Raw genomic sequence first — 16,547 nt, forward strand, 5'->3', positions numbered from 1 at the left:
GCCGACACGGAACCCCGACCCAGCGGGCACCCCGTCACTTGATCCCGGCGTCGTCCATTCCCCGGAGCTCGCGCTTCAATTCACCGATCTCGTCACGCAACCGGGCCGCCAGCTCGAACTGCAGGTCGGTCGCGGCCTGGTGCATCTGCTCGCTCAGCTGCTCGATGAGCCCCGCCAGCTCCGCCCTGGGCATGCTCGTCACATCCGTGCGCTCACCCAGCGCCGGCACCGGTGCCTTGGCGGACTTGCCGCCCTGGCGGTAGCCCGTCGCCATGAGCTCCTCGGTGTCCACGTCCTCCCGGTTCAGGGTGTCCAGGATGTCCGCGATCTGCTTGCGCAGCGGGGTCGGGTCGATACCGTGCTCGGCGTTGTACGCCAGCTGCTTCTCCCGGCGACGGTTGGTCTCGTCGATCGCCGCACGCATCGAGTCCGTGACGTTGTCCGCGTACATGTGCACCTGACCGGCGACGTTGCGCGCCGCACGGCCGATCGTCTGGATCAGAGACGTCTCCGAACGGAGGAAACCCTCCTTGTCCGCGTCCAGGATCGCCACCAGGGACACCTCCGGCAGGTCCAGGCCCTCACGCAGCAGGTTGATGCCCACCAGCACGTCGAAATCGCCAACACGCAGCTCGCGCAGCAGCTCCACCCGGCGCAGGGTGTCCACCTCACTGTGCAGGTACCGCACCCGGATCCCCAACTCGGCGAAGTAGTCGGTGAGGTCCTCCGACATCTTCTTGGTCAGGGTGGTGACCAACACCCGCTCGGAGCGTTCCGCCCGCTCCCGGATCTCGTGCACCAGGTCGTCGATCTGCCCGTCGGTCGGTTTGACCAGCACCTCCGGGTCGACCAGCCCGGTCGGCCGGATGACCTGCTCGACCACGTCCCCGCCGCTCTGCCGGAGCTCGTACTTGCCCGGCGTCGCCGACAGGTACACCGTCTGCCCGATCCGCTCCGTGAACTCCTCCCACCGCAGCGGCCGGTTGTCCATCGCCGACGGCAACCGGAACCCGTGGTCCACCAGGGTCCGCTTGCGCGCCGCGTCACCCTCGTACATCGCACCGATCTGCGGGACCGTCACGTGCGACTCGTCCAGGACCAGCAGGAAGTCCTCGGGGAAGTAGTCGAGCAGCGTGTTCGGCGCGCTCCCCGGATCACGGCCGTCGAAGTGCCGCGAGTAGTTCTCGATACCCGAGCACGAACCCAGCTGACGCATCATCTCCAGGTCGTGGGTGGTCCGCATCCGCAACCGCTGCGCCTCCAGCAGCTTTCCCTGCCCCTCCAGCTCGGACAGCCGCTCACCCAACTCCGATTCGATCGTCGCGATCGCCCGCTCCGTGCGCTCCTCGCCGGCGACGTAGTGCGACGCCGGGAAGATGAACATCTCCTGGCTCTCGCCCAGTACCTCGCCCGTCAACGGGTGCAGCGTGAGCAGCCGCTCGATCTCGTCACCGAACATCTCGATGCGGATCGCCAGCTCCTCGTACACCGGGATGATCTCGACGGTGTCCCCGCGTACCCGGAACGTGCCGCGGGTGAACGCCATGTCATTGCGCGTGTACTGCATCTCCACCAGGCGGCGCAGCAGATCGTCCCGATCCACCTCCATACCCACCGCCAACTGGGCCATCCGGTCCACGTACTCCTGCGGCGTCCCCAGACCGTAGATGCACGACACCGACGCCACCACGATCGTGTCCCGCCGCGTCAGCAGCGAGTTGGTCGCCGAGTGCCGCAACCGCTCCACCTCGTCGTTGATCGACGAGTCCTTCTCGATGAAGGTGTCGCTCTGCGGGACGTAGGCCTCGGGCTGGTAGTAGTCGTAATACGAGACGAAGTACTCCACCGCGTTGTTCGGCAGCATCTGCCGCAACTCGTTGGCGAACTGCGCGGCCAGCGTCTTGTTGGGCTGCATGACCAGGGTCGGACGCTGCAGCTGCTCCACCGTCCACGCCACCGTCGCCGTCTTACCGGTACCGGTCGCGCCCAACAGCACGGTGTGCTCGTCATCCTCCCGGACCCTCTTGCTGATCTCCTCGATCGCGGTCGGCTGGTCGCCCGCAGGCGTCATCTCCGAGATGACCTCGAAGGGTGCCTCACTCCGCTTGATGTCACTGACCGGTCGCACTTGCCCTCTTCTCCCGTCGAACGTCGGGCCGCGCCCGCGCCCGCGTGCCCCACCACCACAACGCTACAGACGACCCACGACATCCCGGTTCGAACCGACCGTCCCGAGTTACCATCGAAGGCAGAGCCCGGAAACCCTGTGCCCCACGAGTGAGGTGCACGCCGTGTCCCACCCCTCCAGACCCACCTTCGATCCGGTCCTCCCCAACAAGACCATCGCACGCCTGCGCGCCCACCCCGACCGGCTCATCCCGCACGCGAAGGGCCCACCGGGCCGCCCCACATGGCGGGAAACAGCTCTTGCCCTCGCCCTGGGCTGCACCTCGGCCGCAGCGCTCTCGCTCCTCGTCTCCGCTCTCGTGGCCCCGCTCAGCATCCTGCTGTGCCTGGGTACCGCCGTCTTCCTCCTCGGTGTGGTTTCCTACCGGGGCGGATCCACCGACGACTGGGCCGACCTGGTCATGCACAGCTTCTGGGCCGTGCCCACGGCCGCCGTCGGCGTCTTCGGCGCCCAACTGGCCTTCGACCAGATCCTCGGTCCGCTCAACGCCGTCCTGCCAGGCGACCCCGCGCTCGCCGCCCTCTACCTCACCGCGGCCGCCGCCGGGGGCGGCGCCATCATGCGGCCCGGCATGGCCGCACGGCTGTCCTCGGAGAACCACGACAGATACGTCCTCCCCGAAGACTTCGGCCGCCCCTCCAGCTACGCCACGCGCAGAGAGGAGCCCGAAGCACACCTGTTCGCCCGCCTCCAACAGGCCACCGACAGAGTGGAGGAAGGCAGATCCGTCCTCGGCGACTCCTTCGACGCCACGCGGACCCTCCCCCTGCTCAGAGAGGAGGAGTGGCGCCTGGCGCAGGAACTCCTGCGCCTTCGCTCCCTGCGCAGGGAACTCGTCCAACGCCGCAAGGAAGCCGTCTCCGAGCAGGTCACCCAGGCCCTGATCCCCCAGGGCGAAGCCGTTACCCGCGCGCACAGGGCCATCACCGCGCGGGTCGAGGTCCTGTCCTCCTACGGTGAGCGCGTCCACGCAGCGGTCACCGCCCACCGCGAATGGGAACAGTGCCAGGCGATCGCCGACCGGGCCGGGGACTACGCGGACCTCGCCCTGACCTCCGGGCAGGAGTCCGTACCCACCGACCAACTCGACTCCAGCCTCCTGAGCGTCCAGGCGGCGCACACCGTCCGTGAGGAACTGGTCCAGGAGGCCGTGGAGGCGGGCAGCTCCCTCACCGGCACCCTGCACTCCCAGGGCGGTGAGGGAAACCCGGAAACGCCGAGGGGGGACGGCGGCCAGAGCAGACCCTGACCATCGGGGCCGGGACCACGGGTGACCGGACCACCGCGGATCCGTTACCGCGCGCTCCTGAAGGCCCCTTGAACGGCCTCGCCGACCTGCCGCTGGATCGGGTCGGCCCCAGCGCCGAACAGCCGTTCGTCGACGCTGTCGACCGCGCTCATCGCCTCGCGCAGGGTCCGGTGCCCCTCGTCGGTGAGCGTGATGGTGGAGGCGGCCCCGGCGCGGGCCGTGTCGTCCCGCACCAGCCCGGCGGCCTTGAGCGCCTTCACCGCGGTGTGCGTGCTCTGGACCGTGATGCCCGACATCCGGGCCAGTTCGCTGAAGGAAGCACCCGGAACACCCTTGATGTGTCCGAGCAGCCCGAGTCGGCCCACGGTCAGCCCGAGTTCTGAGAGGGCATCGCTCAGCTCCGACTCGATCGTCCGGGCCAGCGTGAGCAGTAACACCGACGTGCTCGTCACAGGGGCCCCGGACCGCTCTTCTTCGTCCGCCATGGCGCCATTCTCCCCCAGCCGGGCCGTACCGCCGCCGTTGCCATACTCCACTGCTATGCTTCAGCCTGGCTGAAGCTTGGACGCGGCGAACCCGCCGCATTCGCCATGCAAACGGGTGGTGCCGACGGCAGACGGAACGTACCAACCACCCTGCCCGGAACTCCCCTCACCACTGAACGGGCCCCCGATGCTCGACATCATCCGGCTGTGCCTGCTGACCGCCCACCTGCTCGGTATGGCAGCGATCGTCGGCACGTTCTTCCTGCAGATGCGCCAGCGGACCGGCTTCGGCACCGGCCTCGTGCTCGGCGGGGCGATCGTCCAGGTCACCACCGGCATCGCACTGGTCGGCACGCACCACGCGGCCGACCTCGAGGTGGACTACGCCAAAATCGCCGTGAAGCTCGGCATCGGGGTCGCCGTACTCGTCGCGGCCGTCCTCGCCGCACGCGCGCAGAGCCGCGACGGCAGGGCCAAACCCATGTTCCACACCGCGGGAGGGCTGGCGACCGTGAACGTCCTCATCGCCGCGCTCTGGCAGTGACGCCCGCCGCCCTCGAACCCGCCGACCGCTAACCAGCGCGTTCCAGGAGCTCGCGCCACAGGTCCTCGACGCGCTCACGCAGGCCCTCCAGGCTCCCGGAGTTGTCCACCACCAGGTCCGCGGCGGCCAAGCGGGTCGCCCGGTCGGCCTGCGCGTCGATCCGAGACCGCACCTGCTCGCGCGGCATGCCGCGGTCCCGGGACACCCGCTCGATCCGCGTCTCGTCGGGGGTGTCCACCACGACCACCACGTCGTACAGCGACGCCAGGTCGTTCTCCACCAGCAGGGGCACGTCGTAGACCACGACCTTGGCGTCGGAGTCCAACGCCTCCTCCATGAGCTGGCCACTGCGTTCCCCGACCCGCGGGTGGACGATCGCGTTGAGGCTGGCCAGCCTGCTCTCGTCGGCGAAGACGATCTCGCCCAGCTTCGGCCGGTCCAACCGCCCCTCGGGGGTCAGCACCGCCTCCCCGAACTCGGCGACGATCTCCGCCAGACCCGGGGTTCCGGGCTCGACGACCTCCCGGGCGATGGCGTCAGCGTCGATCACCACCGCACCGAAGTCGGACAGCGCGGCCGAGACCACACTCTTACCCGAACCGATCCCACCGGTGAGTCCCACTTTGAGCATGGCCCAAAGCCTAGAGGCCGAAGAACCCGACCGTCACGCCGACCCCACCGGCACCCCTTCCAACTCCTTGCGCATGTGCACCATCACCAGGTGGTCGGCGACCCGCTCCCGGTGCGTCTCCGCGTACCCGAGCGCCCGGTACAGCCGCTGGTTCTCCGGGTTCTGCGCCCCGGTGAACAGGGTGAGCGCGGCGAGGTCGGGCCTGCGCTCGCGCAGTTCCGCCTCCACCCGGACCAGCAGCGCCCTCGCGATCCCTTTGCGGCGCAGGTCGGGGGCGACCACCAGTCGGCCGACCAGCCCCGTGGTGTCGGTGGTCCCGGCCCGCACCGCCCCAACCAGACGGTGACCCACCACGGCCTTGAGGACCACGGCGTCGCCCTGGGCGAGCAGCCCCTCGATCCTGGACAGCCCTTCGGTGAGCGGCAGGATGAACGGGTCACCGCAGGCCTGGGCCTCGTCGACGTAGGCCGCACGCTGCAGCGTGAAGATCTCACCCGCGTCGGCGGGCACGGCCGGCTGGATGTCGAACACGTAGCCTCCTCAACAGCCCTCTCCCTCAAGGGCACAACCGCACCCTAGCCTCCCCGTGCCCCGCAGTGCCCGGGCAACACCGACTGCGGACAACACCGGGAAGCGGACCGCGGGACAGCGGGAAACCGGCCCCGGATACGGCGAAGGGCCGCCCCCACACGAGGTGGGGACGGCCCTTCAACAAACCGTCACTCGGGCCGGAGCCCGACGGGGAGACCGCTTAGGCCTCGCCGCCCGCGAGCTTCTCGCGCAGAGCGGCCAGCGCCTCGTCGGAGGCGAGGGCGCCGCTGGTGGACTCGGAGCTGGCCGACGAACCGCCGCCGCCGGTGCTCTGCGCACCGCCACCGGTGTAGTCGCCTTCCTCCTCCTCCGGAGCAGGGGCGTTGGCGGCGTCGGCCTCGGCCGAGCGCGCCTCCTCCACCTGCTTGCGGTGCGCCTCGAAACGAGCCTGCGCCTCGGCGTAGCTGCGCTCCCACTCGTCCCGCTGAGCCTCGAAGCCCTCGAGCCACTCGCCGCTCTCGGGGTCGAAGCCCTCGGGGTACTTGTAGTTGCCCTGCTCGTCGTAGTCCGCGGCCATGCCGTACAGAGTGGGGTCGAAGTCCACCTGGTCGGGCGAAACGCTCTCGTTGGCCTGCTTCAGCGAAAGGCTGATGCGACGGCGGTCGAGGTCGATGTCGATGATCTTCACGAAGATCTCGGTGCCGACCTGGACGACCTGCTCCGGCACCTCGACGTGGCGCTCGGCCAGCTCCGAGATGTGGACCAGGCCCTCGATGCCCTCCTCGACACGCACGAACGCACCGAACGGAACCAGCTTGGTGACCTTGCCGGGAACGACCTGGCCGATCTGGTGGGTCCGGGCGAACTGCTGCCACGGGTCTTCCTGGGTCGCCTTGAGCGACAGGGAGACGCGCTCGCGCTCCATGTCCACGTCGAGAACCTCGACGGTGACCTCCTGGCCGACCTCGACAACCTCGCTCGGGTGGTCGATGTGCTTCCAGGAGAGCTCGGAGACGTGCACCAGGCCGTCGACGCCACCCAGGTCCACGAAGGCACCGAAGTTGACGATCGAGGAGACGACGCCCTTGCGGATCTGACCCTTCTGCAGGGTGTTGAGGAACGTCTGGCGAACCTCGGACTGCGTCTGCTCGAGCCAGGCGCGACGGGACAGGACCACGTTGTTGCGGTTCTTGTCCAGCTCGATGATCTTCGCCTCGAGCTCGCGGCCGACGTACGGCTGCAGATCGCGCACACGGCGCATCTCCACCAGCGACGCGGGCAGGAAGCCGCGCAGGCCGATGTCGAGGATGAGGCCGCCCTTGACGACCTCGATGACGGTGCCGGTGACGACGCCGTCCTCTTCCTTGATCTTCTCGATCGTGCCCCAGGCCCGCTCGTACTGAGCGCGCTTCTTGGACAGGATCAGACGGCCTTCCTTGTCCTCCTTCTGGAGAACGAGGGCTTCGACCTGGTCGCCGACGGCAACGACCTCACCGGGGTCGACGTCGTGCTTGATCGACAGTTCCCGGGAGGGGATCACACCCTCGGTCTTGTAGCCGATGTCGAGCAAGACCTCGTCTCGATCGACCTTCACGATGGTGCCCTCGACAATGTCACCGTCGTTGAAGTACTTGATGGTCTCGTCGATCGCCGCGAGGAAGGCTTCCTCGGACCCGATGTCGTTGACCGCTACCTGGGGTGTCGAGGTGGCCTCGGTGCTGCTCGTCATTTGTGGGTGGACTCCGGATACGGACAGGTTCAGAAAATGGGCACGCCGCAGGTTCGAGCCCGTCGATCCGCCGTCCAGATGCAAGAAGCAGGGTCACATTACGGAACGAGCCGTCCGTGACCGCCAGCCGCCGGGTCCAGAGTGGTGACCGAAGCGGTGCAACCCACCCGCCTCCTACAGAGACGGCAGACGCCCGCACGAACCCACAACGCTGGAGCCAGAATATGAGACAAGGGCGTCCTGGTCAATCGGAACCCAGGGCCGCCAACCCGGCGAAGGCCGCAATGGCGGCAATTTACCTGAGCCGGGTGGGGAAGATCAACTACGCCCCCGCCCATGTCCGACAGGGCATACCGCACTCTGGGACACACCCCTCCGGCGCCGGGGAGAGCCGCCCGGAAAAAGTCGAAACCGAGGTGCGCATCCGTCACTTTCCCGTCCCTCGCGGGCCCCTCATCAGTCCATCGGAGGCCGCGCGCGCGACTTCTTCACGTCACTCCGACGACGCTTGGCCTCCAACCGGCGCCGCTTCGCACCGCGGCTCGGCCGCCTCTTGCGCCGCTCCGGGGGCGGCGGAGCGATAGCCTCCGCCAGAATCCGGGCCAAACGCTCCCGCGCCTCCACCCGGTTGCGCACCTGCGAGCGGTGCGACTGCGCGGACACCGTCAGCACCCCGTCCACCAGGCGCCCCTCCAGGTGCTCCAGAGCACGCGCCCGCCGTGTGGCGCCCAACGCCCGGCAGGACGCCACGTCCAACGACAGCGACGCCCTGGTGTCCGCCGTGTTGACGTGCTGGCCGCCCGGCCCCGAGGACCGGGAGAACCGCCACGTCAACGCGTCGGCGGGAACGGTCACGGGTCCCACGGCCAGTGCACCCGTAGTCTCTTCGTGCCCCGTCACCGTTCCCACCTCCGTTGTCTCCGCCGGCGCCCTAGTGCGCGGCGTCGTGCCAGTTCTGTCCGCTGCCAACCGAAACACCCAGCGGAACACGCAGATCATAGGCCGAGCCCATCTCGTGGGTCACGAGGTTTTCGACCGCCTCGCGCTCCCCCTCGACGACCTCCACCACGAGCTCGTCGTGCACCTGCAGCAGCACCCGGGAGCGGTACCCGCCCTCGGTCAGCGCCGCGTCCACCTGGAGCATCGCCACCTTGATGATGTCGGCCGCCGACCCCTGGATCGGAGCGTTCAGCGCCATCCGCTCCGCCATCTCCCGCCGCTGGCGGTTGTCACTCGTCAGGTCCGGCAGGTAACGGCGCCGCCCCAGGATCGTCTCGGTGTAACCCACCTTGCGAGCCTGGTCCACCACCTCGTTGAGGTAGTCACGCACCCCGCCGAACCGGGCGAAGTAGTCCTCCATCAACCGCTTGGCCTCGTCCGGCGCGATCCCCAACTGCTGCGACAGGCCATAGGCGCTCAGCCCGTACGCCAACCCGTAGCTCATCGCCTTGATCCGGGACCGCGCCTCACCGTCGACCTCGTCCACACCTATACCGAACACCTGCGCGGCCATCTGCGCGTGGAAGTCGTAACCGCTGTTGAACGCGTCGATCAGCGCCTGCTCCCCCGACAGGTGCGCCATGATGCGCAACTCGATCTGGCTGTAGTCCGCAGTCAACAGCTCCTGGAAACCCGCCCCGACCACGAAGGCCCGCCGGATCCGCCGCCCCACGTCCGTACGCACCGGGATGTTCTGCAGGTTCGGGTCCGTGGAACTGAGCCGCCCCGTCGCCGCCACCGTCTGGTTGAACGTGGTGTGGATGCGCCCGTCGTCCGCGACCGTCTTGATCAGACCCTCGACGGTGGTACGCAGCTTCGTCTGGTCCCGGTGGTGCAATAGCACCCCCGGGAGCTCGTTGTCGGTCTGCGTCGCCAGCCACGCCAACGCGTCGGCATCGGTCGTGTACCCGGTCTTGATCTTCTTCGTCTTCGGTAGCTCCAGGTCCTCGAACAGCACCTTCTGCAGCTGCTTGGGCGAACCCAGGTTGAACTCGTGCCCCACGACCTCCTGCGCCCGCTCCACCGCGCCGCGCGCGGCCGAAGCGAACTCCGCCTGTAGGCCCTCCAGGTACTCGCGGTCCGCGGCGATCCCGACCCGCTCCATCCGGGCCAGCACCTCCACCAGCGGCAGCTCCACCTCCTGCAACAGATGGCTGCCGCCCCTCTTGTCCAGCTCCGCGGCGAGCACACCCGCCAGATCCCGGGTGGCCGCGGCCCGCACCGCCAACACGTGGCCGCGCCCCGCACCGGCCTTCTCACCCAGGTCCAGAGTCATCTGCCCACCGTCGGAGTCTTCCTCCAGCTCCCGGCCCAGATACTTGCGGCACAGGTCGGCCAGGTCGAACCGGCGCTGCCCGGGCTGTGCCAGGTAGGCCGCCAGAGCGGTGTCACTGACCACCCCGCCCAACGTCCACCCGTGCGCACCCAGCGCCAGCAGGGCGCCCTTGTACTCGTGCACGGTCTTGGCACGCCCAGGGTCGGCCAGGAACGCCGCCAGCGCCTCATTGTCGGCCGCATCCAACTGCGTGGGGTCAACGAACAACGAAGCGCCGCCCGGCACGGTGACCGCCAACGCGTCCACCCGCCCGGTGCCCCTGTCCCAAGTGCCGTCGATCGCCACCCCGGCCGGGGCCTCCGCGGTCGAGCCCTCGCCAGCGGCATGCTCGGCCAGCCATCCGGCGACCCCGCCCGTCACAGCGACGGTCACGTCCACGGCGAAACCCTCAGCACCGCCGCCCTCAGCGTCTCCAGCGGAATCCTCGCCCGCGCGGATCACCGCGTAGAGGCGCTCACGCAGGTTGGAGGCGAACTCCAGGTTGTCGAAGAGCGCGTCGACCCCCGCCCGGTCCGCCTCGCCCAACCCCAGGTCGGCCACACCGGAGTCCAACTCCACGTCCGTGGCCAACCGGTTCAGCCGCTGGTTGCGCAGCACGTCGTCCAGGTGATCGCGGAAGTTCTGCCCAGCCTTGCCCGGAACCTCGTCCGCACGGGCCACAAGCTCGTCCAGCGACCCGAACTTCGTGATCCACTTCGCCGCGGTCTTGGGCCCCACCCCCGGCACACCCGGAAGGTTGTCGGCCTTCTCACCCACCAGCGCCGCCAGATCGCGGTACCGCTCAGGGACGACCCCGTACTTGTCCTCGACCGCCGCCGGATCCATCCGGCGCAGATCCGACAGGCTCTTGCCCGGATACAACACCGTGCAGTCCTCGGTCACCAGTTGGAAGGCGTCCCGGTCACCGGAGGCGATCAGCACCTCCATACCCGCGGCACCGCCCTGGTGCGCCAGCGTGGCGATCACGTCATCGGCCTCGAAACCCGGCGCCGACAGGTTAGCCACACCGATCAACCGCATCAGGTCCTGCGTCAACGGCACCTGCGACGGAAACTCCGGCGGCGTCTCCGACCGCCCGTCCTTGTACTCCCCATACTCCTCGTGCCGGAACGTCGGACCGGACAGGTCCCACGCCACCGCCACATGAGTGGGCTCCTCTTCACGCAACAGCTTCACCAACATCGACGCGAAGCCGTACACGGCGTTGGTGGACTGCCCGGTACTCGTACCGAAATTCTCCACCGGCAACGCGAAGAACGCGCGGAAGGCCATCGAATGGCCGTCCAAGAGAAGCAGACGGGGCCGCCCGCCGTCGGCCTGGGCTGATTGTTCGGGGGTCTCTCGCTTGGTCACCACAGAACGAATCCTAGGATGCGCAGCAGACACCCCGTGGCCAACAACGCGGGAACACCGCCACCGCCCGGCCGGTTCGACCGGGTACGGGGCCACTCGACCGGATCGAAAGGCACACCATGACCACAGACGCCGAGGCACTACGCGAACTCCTCGACACCGGAGCACTCGTCGGCGGCCTGGGACAACACATGGGCATCGACATCACCGAGGCCTCCGCGGAACGCGTCGTGGGCCGCATGCCGGTCGAAGGCAACCGCCAACCCTTCGGGCTCCTCCACGGCGGCGCCTCCTGCGTACTCGCCGAATCCCTGGGATCCGTCGGCTCCACCATCCACGCCCAGACGTTCGGCCGCATCGCCGTTGGCATCGAAATCAACGCGACCCACCACCGGTCCGCCACCGACGGCCACGTCACCGGGGTCGCCACCCCCGTCCACCTCGGCCGCACCCTGGCCACATGGGACATCACCATCTCCGACGACCAGGGCAAGAAGGTGTGCACCTCCCGGCTCACCTGCATGCTGCGCGAAGCCCCCACGGACTGACGGCCCGCCCCTTGACACCCCGCCCCGGGCCAGGCGACAAACGGTTCCGGGGCGGCGCCTCAGCGGGCATAAGCAAACCCACCGAACGACGTGAAGCCCTCCTAACGGAGCGAGCGCCCACGCACACCCCAACACTGGACGAACACGCACCCACAGGCCACCAGCCCTAACACCCAGCCACCACACAGCCACAGCCAGGCCCGAACCTGTCGACCAACCCCCACCACGGCTACAGACTCATAACAAGCAGAAGGCGACTAAGCCGCAACACCCCCACACGCCTTCCACTGGCACCCGATACCTGATTAAGCTCCGCTAACGCTCCTGATTAAGGCACCCCGCACAACACGGGCATCAGGACGCACCAGCACCAACTGCACCATCAGCACGCCTGCACCACGCAGACCGTGCAACGCCGGTTGAACGGAGCGACCACCATCATGGCAAGCAAGAAGGTCCTAGGACTCACTGCCGCCACCGCGGCCCTGGTACTGGGGCTGTCCGCGTGCGGCAACGGCGACGCCGGCGACGGCGGTAACGGTGGCGAGAACGGCGAAGCCGCCGAGGAGTTCTCCTTCGGCATCCTCTACCCCCAGACCGGCGCCCTCGCCTTCCTCGGCCCGCCCCAGATCACCGCCGCCGAATACGCGATCTCCGAGATCAACGAAGCCGGCGGCATCCTCGGCACCGACGTCCCCGACATCACCGAAGGCGACGAAGCCGGCGACGCGGCCCAGGCCAACGAAGCCGCCAACAACCTCGTCGCGGAAGACGTCAACGCCGTCATCGGCGCCGCAGCTTCCGCCATGACCCAGGCGACCTACGACACCATCACCGCCGCCGAAACCGTCCAGTGCTCCGGGTCCAACACCGCGCCCGACCTCAGCGAGATCGACGACAACGGCTACTTCTTCCGCACCGCACCCAGCGACCTCCTCTCCGGGCCCGTCATGGCCCGCCAGATGGTCGACGACGGCCACGTCAGCGTCGGCATCGTCGCCCGCGCCGACGACTACGGCGACGGCTACCTCGGCGCCGTCGAAGAAGAGCTCGAAGCCCTCGGCGCCGAAGTGGTCACCACCGAGACCTACGACCCCGACGCCACCAACTTCGACTCCACCGTCAACGCCATCAGCAGCGAAGACCCCGACGCCGTCGCCCTCATCTCCTTCGAAGAGGGCGCCCAGGTCATGGCCGAACTGCTCGAATCCGGAATCGACGGCGACCAGCTCTACATCACCGACGGCCTCAACGACCCCGACCTCGGCGAAACCGTCAACGAGGACGACCCCGACGTCATCACCGGCACCACCGGCGTCGCCCCCGGTGCGGACAACCCCGAGTTCAACGACGGGCTCCGCGCGTTCAACGAAGACCTCGACGTCTTCCAGTTCGCCCCGCAGGTCTTCGACTGCGTCACCGCGATCGCTCTCGCCGCCGAATCCGCCGGCTCCGTCCAGCCCAACGAGTACGTCGAGCACCTCCCGGAGATCAGCCGCCCCGAGGGCACCGAGTGCTTCACCTTCGAGGAGTGCCGCGACCTCCTCAACGAAGACGAGGACATCGACTTCCAGGGCACCAGCGGCGACATCGACTTCGACGACAACGGCGACCCCACCGCCGCCACCTTCGAGGTCTTCCACTACGGCGACGACGGCCACGAGATCCTCGGCTACGAGGAGTACGCCGTCGACGAGGAGTAACAGCCGTAACCACCAGAGAACGCACCGTTCCCCGGTAGGAGACACCGTCAGCGACACGCACCGTGCGCACCACCCGGGGGTGCGGGCCACCAGCCCGCACCCCCGGGTGCCGGTGTCCGACCTCTCCCACAGCGAACACCCCCATCCCCCGGCACGGCAGCGCACCGGCGCTCCGTGCCTCGTCCATTTCGAACGGAGTGATCACGCATGGCCCGAAGCAAGGCACTCGGCCTCACCGCGGCCACAACCGCACTCGTACTGGCACTGTCCGCGTGCGGAGACGGAGACGGAGACAACGGAGAAGGCGCAGCCGAGAACGGTGACACCCTCGACTTCGGCATCATCTACCCGCAGACCGGACCACTCGCCTTCCTAGGCCCGCCCCAAGAAGCCTCAGCCGCCCACGCCATCAACGAGATCAACGAAGCTGGCGGAGTCCTCGGCACCGAACTCCCCGACCTCATCGAAGGCGACGAAGCAGGCGACGCCGGACAGGCCAACGAAGCCGCCAACAACCTCGTGGCCGAGGACGTCGACGCCGTCATCGGCGCCGGCGCCTCCGCCATGACCCAGGCCATCTACGACACCATCACCGGCGCCGAAACCGTCCAGTGCTCCGGGTCCAACACCGCACCCGACCTCAGCGAGATCGACGACAACGGCTACTACTTCCGCACCGCACCCAGCGACCTGATGGCCGGCCCCGTCCTCGCCCAACAGATCCAAGAGGACGGCCACGTCAGCGTCGGCATCGTCGCCCGCGCGGACGACTACGGCGACGGCTACCTCGCCGCCGTCGAAGAAGAGCTCGAAGCCCTCGGCGCCGACATCGCCATGACCGACACCTACGACCCCGACGCCACCAACTTCGACGCGGTCGTCAACAACGTCTCCAGCGCCGACCCCGACGCCATCGCCCTCATCTCCTTCGAAGAGGGCGCCCAGCTGCTCGCCGAACTCCTCGAATCCGGAATCGACGGCGACCAGCTCTACATCACCGACGGCCTCAACGACCCCGACCTCGGCGAAACCGTCAACGAAGACAACCCCGACATCATCACCGGCACCACCGGCGTCACACCCGGCGCGGACAACCCGCAGTTCAACGAAGGACTCCTCGAGTTCCGCGACCTCGACGTCCTGCAGTTCGCCCCGCAGATCTTCGACTGCGTCACCGTCATCGCCCTCGCCGCCGAAGCCGCCGAAAGCACCCAGTCCTCCGACCTCGTCGACCACATCGCCGACGTCACCCGCCCCGAGGGCACCGAGTGCACCACCTTCGAAGAGTGCCGCGACCTCCTCAACGAAGGTGAGGACATCGACTACCAAGGCGTGAGCGGCGACATCGACCTCGACGACAACGGCGACCCCACCTCCGCCACCTTCGAACTCTTCCACTTCGACGACGACGGATACGACATCCTCGACTACGTCGAATTCACCTACGACGACTAACCCAGCCAGCCCAGCCAACCCCACCGACCCAGCCACCACGAGACAACGGGCCCGGCGCACGGCACCACGCGTCGGGCCCGGCCCTGTCCCCGAGCGTCCCCCACCCCAGCACCCCCCGATACCCGACCAGAGGGCCCCTGCCCCGGCCCCGACCGCCTCGCGAACGGACCACCAACCATGCCCACCACCAAGGCCCTACCCCTGACCCTGACCGCGGCCACCCTCACACTCGTCCTCACCCTCACCGCCTGCGGCGACGACGGCAACGGCCCCGACCTCGGCAACGGCGACAACGGAGCATTCACCTACGGAATCCTCTACCCCCAGACCGGCAACCTCGCCTCCCTCGGCCCGCCCCAGCTCGCCGCCACCGAATACGCCATCTCCGAGATCAACGAAGCCGGCGGCATCCTCGGCACCGACGTCCCCGACCCCATCCAAGCCGACGAGACCGCGGACCCAGGACAGGCCAACGAGGCAGCCAACAACCTCGTCGCGGAAGACGTCAATGCCGTCATCGGCGCCGCAGCCTCCGCCATGACCCAGGCCACCTACGCCAGCATCACCGGTTCCCAAATCGTCCAGTGCTCCGGGTCCAACACCGCACCCGACCTCACCGAGATCGACGACGACGGCTACTTCTTCCGCACCGCACCCAGCGACCTCCTCGCCGGCCCCGTCCTCGCCCAACAGATCATCGAGGACGGCCACGACAGCGTCGCCGTCATCGCCCGCGCCGACGACTACGGCAGCGGCTACCTCACCGCCGTGGAAACCGAACTCGCGAGCCTGGGCGTAGACGTCGTCATGACCGAGTCCTACGACCCCGACGCCACCAACTACGGTGCCGTGATCGACGGCATCATCGAAGCGCAGGCCGACGCCATCGCCCTCATCTCCTTCGAGGAAGGCGGCGAGCTCATGGCCACCCTCCTCGAGAGCGGCTTCGTCGACGGCGACCAGTTCTACCTCACCGACGGCCTCAACGACCCCGACCTCGACCAGACCATCGGCGCCGACGGGCCGCAGGCCATCAACGGCACCACGGGAGTCGCACCGAGCGCCGACAACCCCGAGTTCAACGACGGGCTCCGCGAGTTCAGCCCCGACCTCGAGATCTTCCAGTACGCGCCCCACGTCTTCGACTGCGTCACCGCGATCGCTCTCGCCGCCGAATCCGCCGGTTCCGCCGAACCCAGCGAATACGTGGGACACCTCGCCGAAATCAGCCGTCCCGCAGGCACCGAGTGCCACAGCTTCCAGGAGTGCCGCGACCTCCTCAACGAAGACGAGGACATCGACTACCAGGGCGTGAGCGGCGACATCGACCTCGACGACAACGGCGACCCCACCTCCGCCTCCTTCGAACTCTTCCACTTCGGCGACGACGGATACGACACTCTCGGCTTCGAGGACTACTCCACGGACGACTGACTCCCCTGTAGACGTAGGCATAGGCGTAGCTGTGGGCGCAGGCGTAGCTGTGGGGGTAGCTGTGGGGTTAGCTGTAGGCGTAGCTGGGGGGTAGCTGTAGGCGTAGGCGTAGCTGTGGGGTTAGCTGTAGGCGTAGAGCTGTAGGGACGCATACGTCAATAGGGAGCAGCTCCCAACACCGTTGCCTTTGGGCGTTGAGGGCTGCCCTCATGGGTTGGGGATTCGTTCCACGCTGGGGTTCCCTCCTTTCCCGCCGCCCGATTGTGGCCGTCTCCGCTGCGCGCCTCAAGGTCGTCGCCATCGAGCGCTTCGCGCGTCAACGGCGCTCCACCTTGACCCGCTCCGCTACGACGGCGGGTTGG

At 68.2% G+C, this 16,547-nt stretch carries 13 protein-coding genes; 6 read left to right on the top strand and 7 right to left on the bottom strand.

What is annotated here, in order from left to right:
- Positions 1 to 34: 34 nt before the first annotated feature.
- Positions 35 to 2,128 carry an excinuclease ABC subunit UvrB gene (uvrB, locus tag ACYVD1_RS11420; protein ID WP_460771148.1) on the bottom strand — a complete coding sequence of 698 codons (2,094 nt, stop codon included), beginning with the start codon at positions 2,126 to 2,128 and terminating at the stop codon, positions 35 to 37.
- Positions 2,129 to 2,291: 163 nt separating this feature from the next.
- On the opposite strand from uvrB, the gene ACYVD1_RS11425 reads away from it, so the two are divergent.
- Complete coding sequence (locus ACYVD1_RS11425) at positions 2,292 to 3,437, top strand: hypothetical protein (RefSeq protein ID WP_460771150.1); 1,146 nt, start codon at positions 2,292 to 2,294, stop codon at positions 3,435 to 3,437.
- A 44-nt stretch (positions 3,438 to 3,481) separates the two neighbouring features.
- On the opposite strand, the gene ACYVD1_RS11430 is transcribed toward ACYVD1_RS11425, so the two are convergent.
- A complete protein-coding gene (locus ACYVD1_RS11430) occupies positions 3,482 to 3,922 on the bottom strand; it encodes a MarR family winged helix-turn-helix transcriptional regulator (protein WP_460771152.1) in 441 nt (146 codons plus the stop codon).
- A 187-nt stretch (positions 3,923 to 4,109) separates the two neighbouring features.
- Here ACYVD1_RS11430 and ACYVD1_RS11435 point away from each other — a divergent pair, with 187 nt between their 5' ends.
- Positions 4,110 to 4,466, top strand: a complete 357-nt coding sequence (locus tag ACYVD1_RS11435) for a hypothetical protein (protein ID WP_460771155.1) — start codon at positions 4,110 to 4,112, stop codon at positions 4,464 to 4,466.
- A gap of 28 nt (positions 4,467 to 4,494) precedes the next feature.
- On the opposite strand, the gene coaE is transcribed toward ACYVD1_RS11435, so the two are convergent.
- The 5 genes from coaE to polA all read right to left on the bottom strand — a co-directional run bounded on the left by coaE (position 4,495) and on the right by polA (position 11,048).
- The gene (gene coaE / locus ACYVD1_RS11440; RefSeq protein ID WP_460771157.1) at positions 4,495 to 5,097 is read right to left on the bottom strand and encodes a dephospho-CoA kinase; all 603 of its coding nucleotides are present in this window, start codon (positions 5,095 to 5,097) and stop codon (positions 4,495 to 4,497) included.
- Between the two features lie 33 nt (positions 5,098 to 5,130).
- Entirely contained in the window at positions 5,131 to 5,628 is a 498-nt protein-coding gene (locus ACYVD1_RS11445; RefSeq protein ID WP_460771160.1) for a GNAT family N-acetyltransferase, read from the bottom strand.
- Between the two features lie 220 nt (positions 5,629 to 5,848).
- The gene (gene rpsA / locus ACYVD1_RS11450) at positions 5,849 to 7,357 is read right to left on the bottom strand and encodes a 30S ribosomal protein S1 (RefSeq protein WP_460748485.1); all 1,509 of its coding nucleotides are present in this window, start codon (positions 7,355 to 7,357) and stop codon (positions 5,849 to 5,851) included.
- 456 nt (positions 7,358 to 7,813) lie between these two features.
- The gene (gene arfB, locus ACYVD1_RS11455; protein WP_460771162.1) at positions 7,814 to 8,257 is read right to left on the bottom strand and encodes an alternative ribosome rescue aminoacyl-tRNA hydrolase ArfB; all 444 of its coding nucleotides are present in this window, start codon (positions 8,255 to 8,257) and stop codon (positions 7,814 to 7,816) included.
- A gap of 31 nt (positions 8,258 to 8,288) precedes the next feature.
- Complete coding sequence (gene polA / locus ACYVD1_RS11460; protein WP_460771165.1) at positions 8,289 to 11,048, bottom strand: DNA polymerase I; 2,760 nt, start codon at positions 11,046 to 11,048, stop codon at positions 8,289 to 8,291.
- Between the two features lie 116 nt (positions 11,049 to 11,164).
- Between polA and ACYVD1_RS11465 the strand changes: the two genes are divergently transcribed.
- The 4 genes from ACYVD1_RS11465 (at position 11,165) to ACYVD1_RS11480 (ending at position 16,185) form a co-directional block, all read left to right on the top strand.
- Positions 11,165 to 11,593, top strand: a complete 429-nt coding sequence (locus ACYVD1_RS11465; RefSeq protein WP_460771169.1) for a PaaI family thioesterase — start codon at positions 11,165 to 11,167, stop codon at positions 11,591 to 11,593.
- 440 nt (positions 11,594 to 12,033) lie between these two features.
- Positions 12,034 to 13,296 (top strand): ABC transporter substrate-binding protein, encoded by a 1,263-nt coding sequence (locus tag ACYVD1_RS11470; protein WP_460771172.1) that lies wholly within the window; start codon positions 12,034 to 12,036, stop codon positions 13,294 to 13,296.
- A gap of 207 nt (positions 13,297 to 13,503) precedes the next feature.
- Positions 13,504 to 14,751 carry an ABC transporter substrate-binding protein gene (locus ACYVD1_RS11475; protein ID WP_460771175.1) on the top strand — a complete coding sequence of 416 codons (1,248 nt, stop codon included), beginning with the start codon at positions 13,504 to 13,506 and terminating at the stop codon, positions 14,749 to 14,751.
- A 177-nt stretch (positions 14,752 to 14,928) separates the two neighbouring features.
- Positions 14,929 to 16,185, top strand: a complete 1,257-nt coding sequence (locus tag ACYVD1_RS11480) for an ABC transporter substrate-binding protein (RefSeq protein ID WP_460771177.1) — start codon at positions 14,929 to 14,931, stop codon at positions 16,183 to 16,185.
- The last annotated feature ends 362 nt before the right edge of the window (positions 16,186 to 16,547 follow it).

It is taken from the genome of Nocardiopsis nanhaiensis (genome assembly GCF_054778635.1).

What these genes read in the sequence shown, in the direction of transcription:
- ACYVD1_RS11430 (WP_460771152.1), bottom strand. Translation starts at nt 3,922, where the DNA reads ATGGCGGACGAAGAAGAGCGGTCCGGGGCCCCTGTGACGAGCACGTCG.
- ACYVD1_RS11480 (WP_460771177.1), top strand. Translation starts at nt 14,929, where the DNA reads ATGCCCACCACCAAGGCCCTACCCCTGACCCTGACCGCGGCCACCCTC.
- coaE (WP_460771157.1), bottom strand. Translation starts at nt 5,097, where the DNA reads ATGCTCAAAGTGGGACTCACCGGTGGGATCGGTTCGGGTAAGAGTGTG.
- ACYVD1_RS11435 (WP_460771155.1), top strand. Translation starts at nt 4,110, where the DNA reads ATGCTCGACATCATCCGGCTGTGCCTGCTGACCGCCCACCTGCTCGGT.
- ACYVD1_RS11465 (WP_460771169.1), top strand. Translation starts at nt 11,165, where the DNA reads ATGACCACAGACGCCGAGGCACTACGCGAACTCCTCGACACCGGAGCA.
- ACYVD1_RS11475 (WP_460771175.1), top strand. Translation starts at nt 13,504, where the DNA reads ATGGCCCGAAGCAAGGCACTCGGCCTCACCGCGGCCACAACCGCACTC.
- ACYVD1_RS11470 (WP_460771172.1), top strand. Translation starts at nt 12,034, where the DNA reads ATGGCAAGCAAGAAGGTCCTAGGACTCACTGCCGCCACCGCGGCCCTG.
- rpsA (WP_460748485.1), bottom strand. Translation starts at nt 7,357, where the DNA reads ATGACGAGCAGCACCGAGGCCACCTCGACACCCCAGGTAGCGGTCAAC.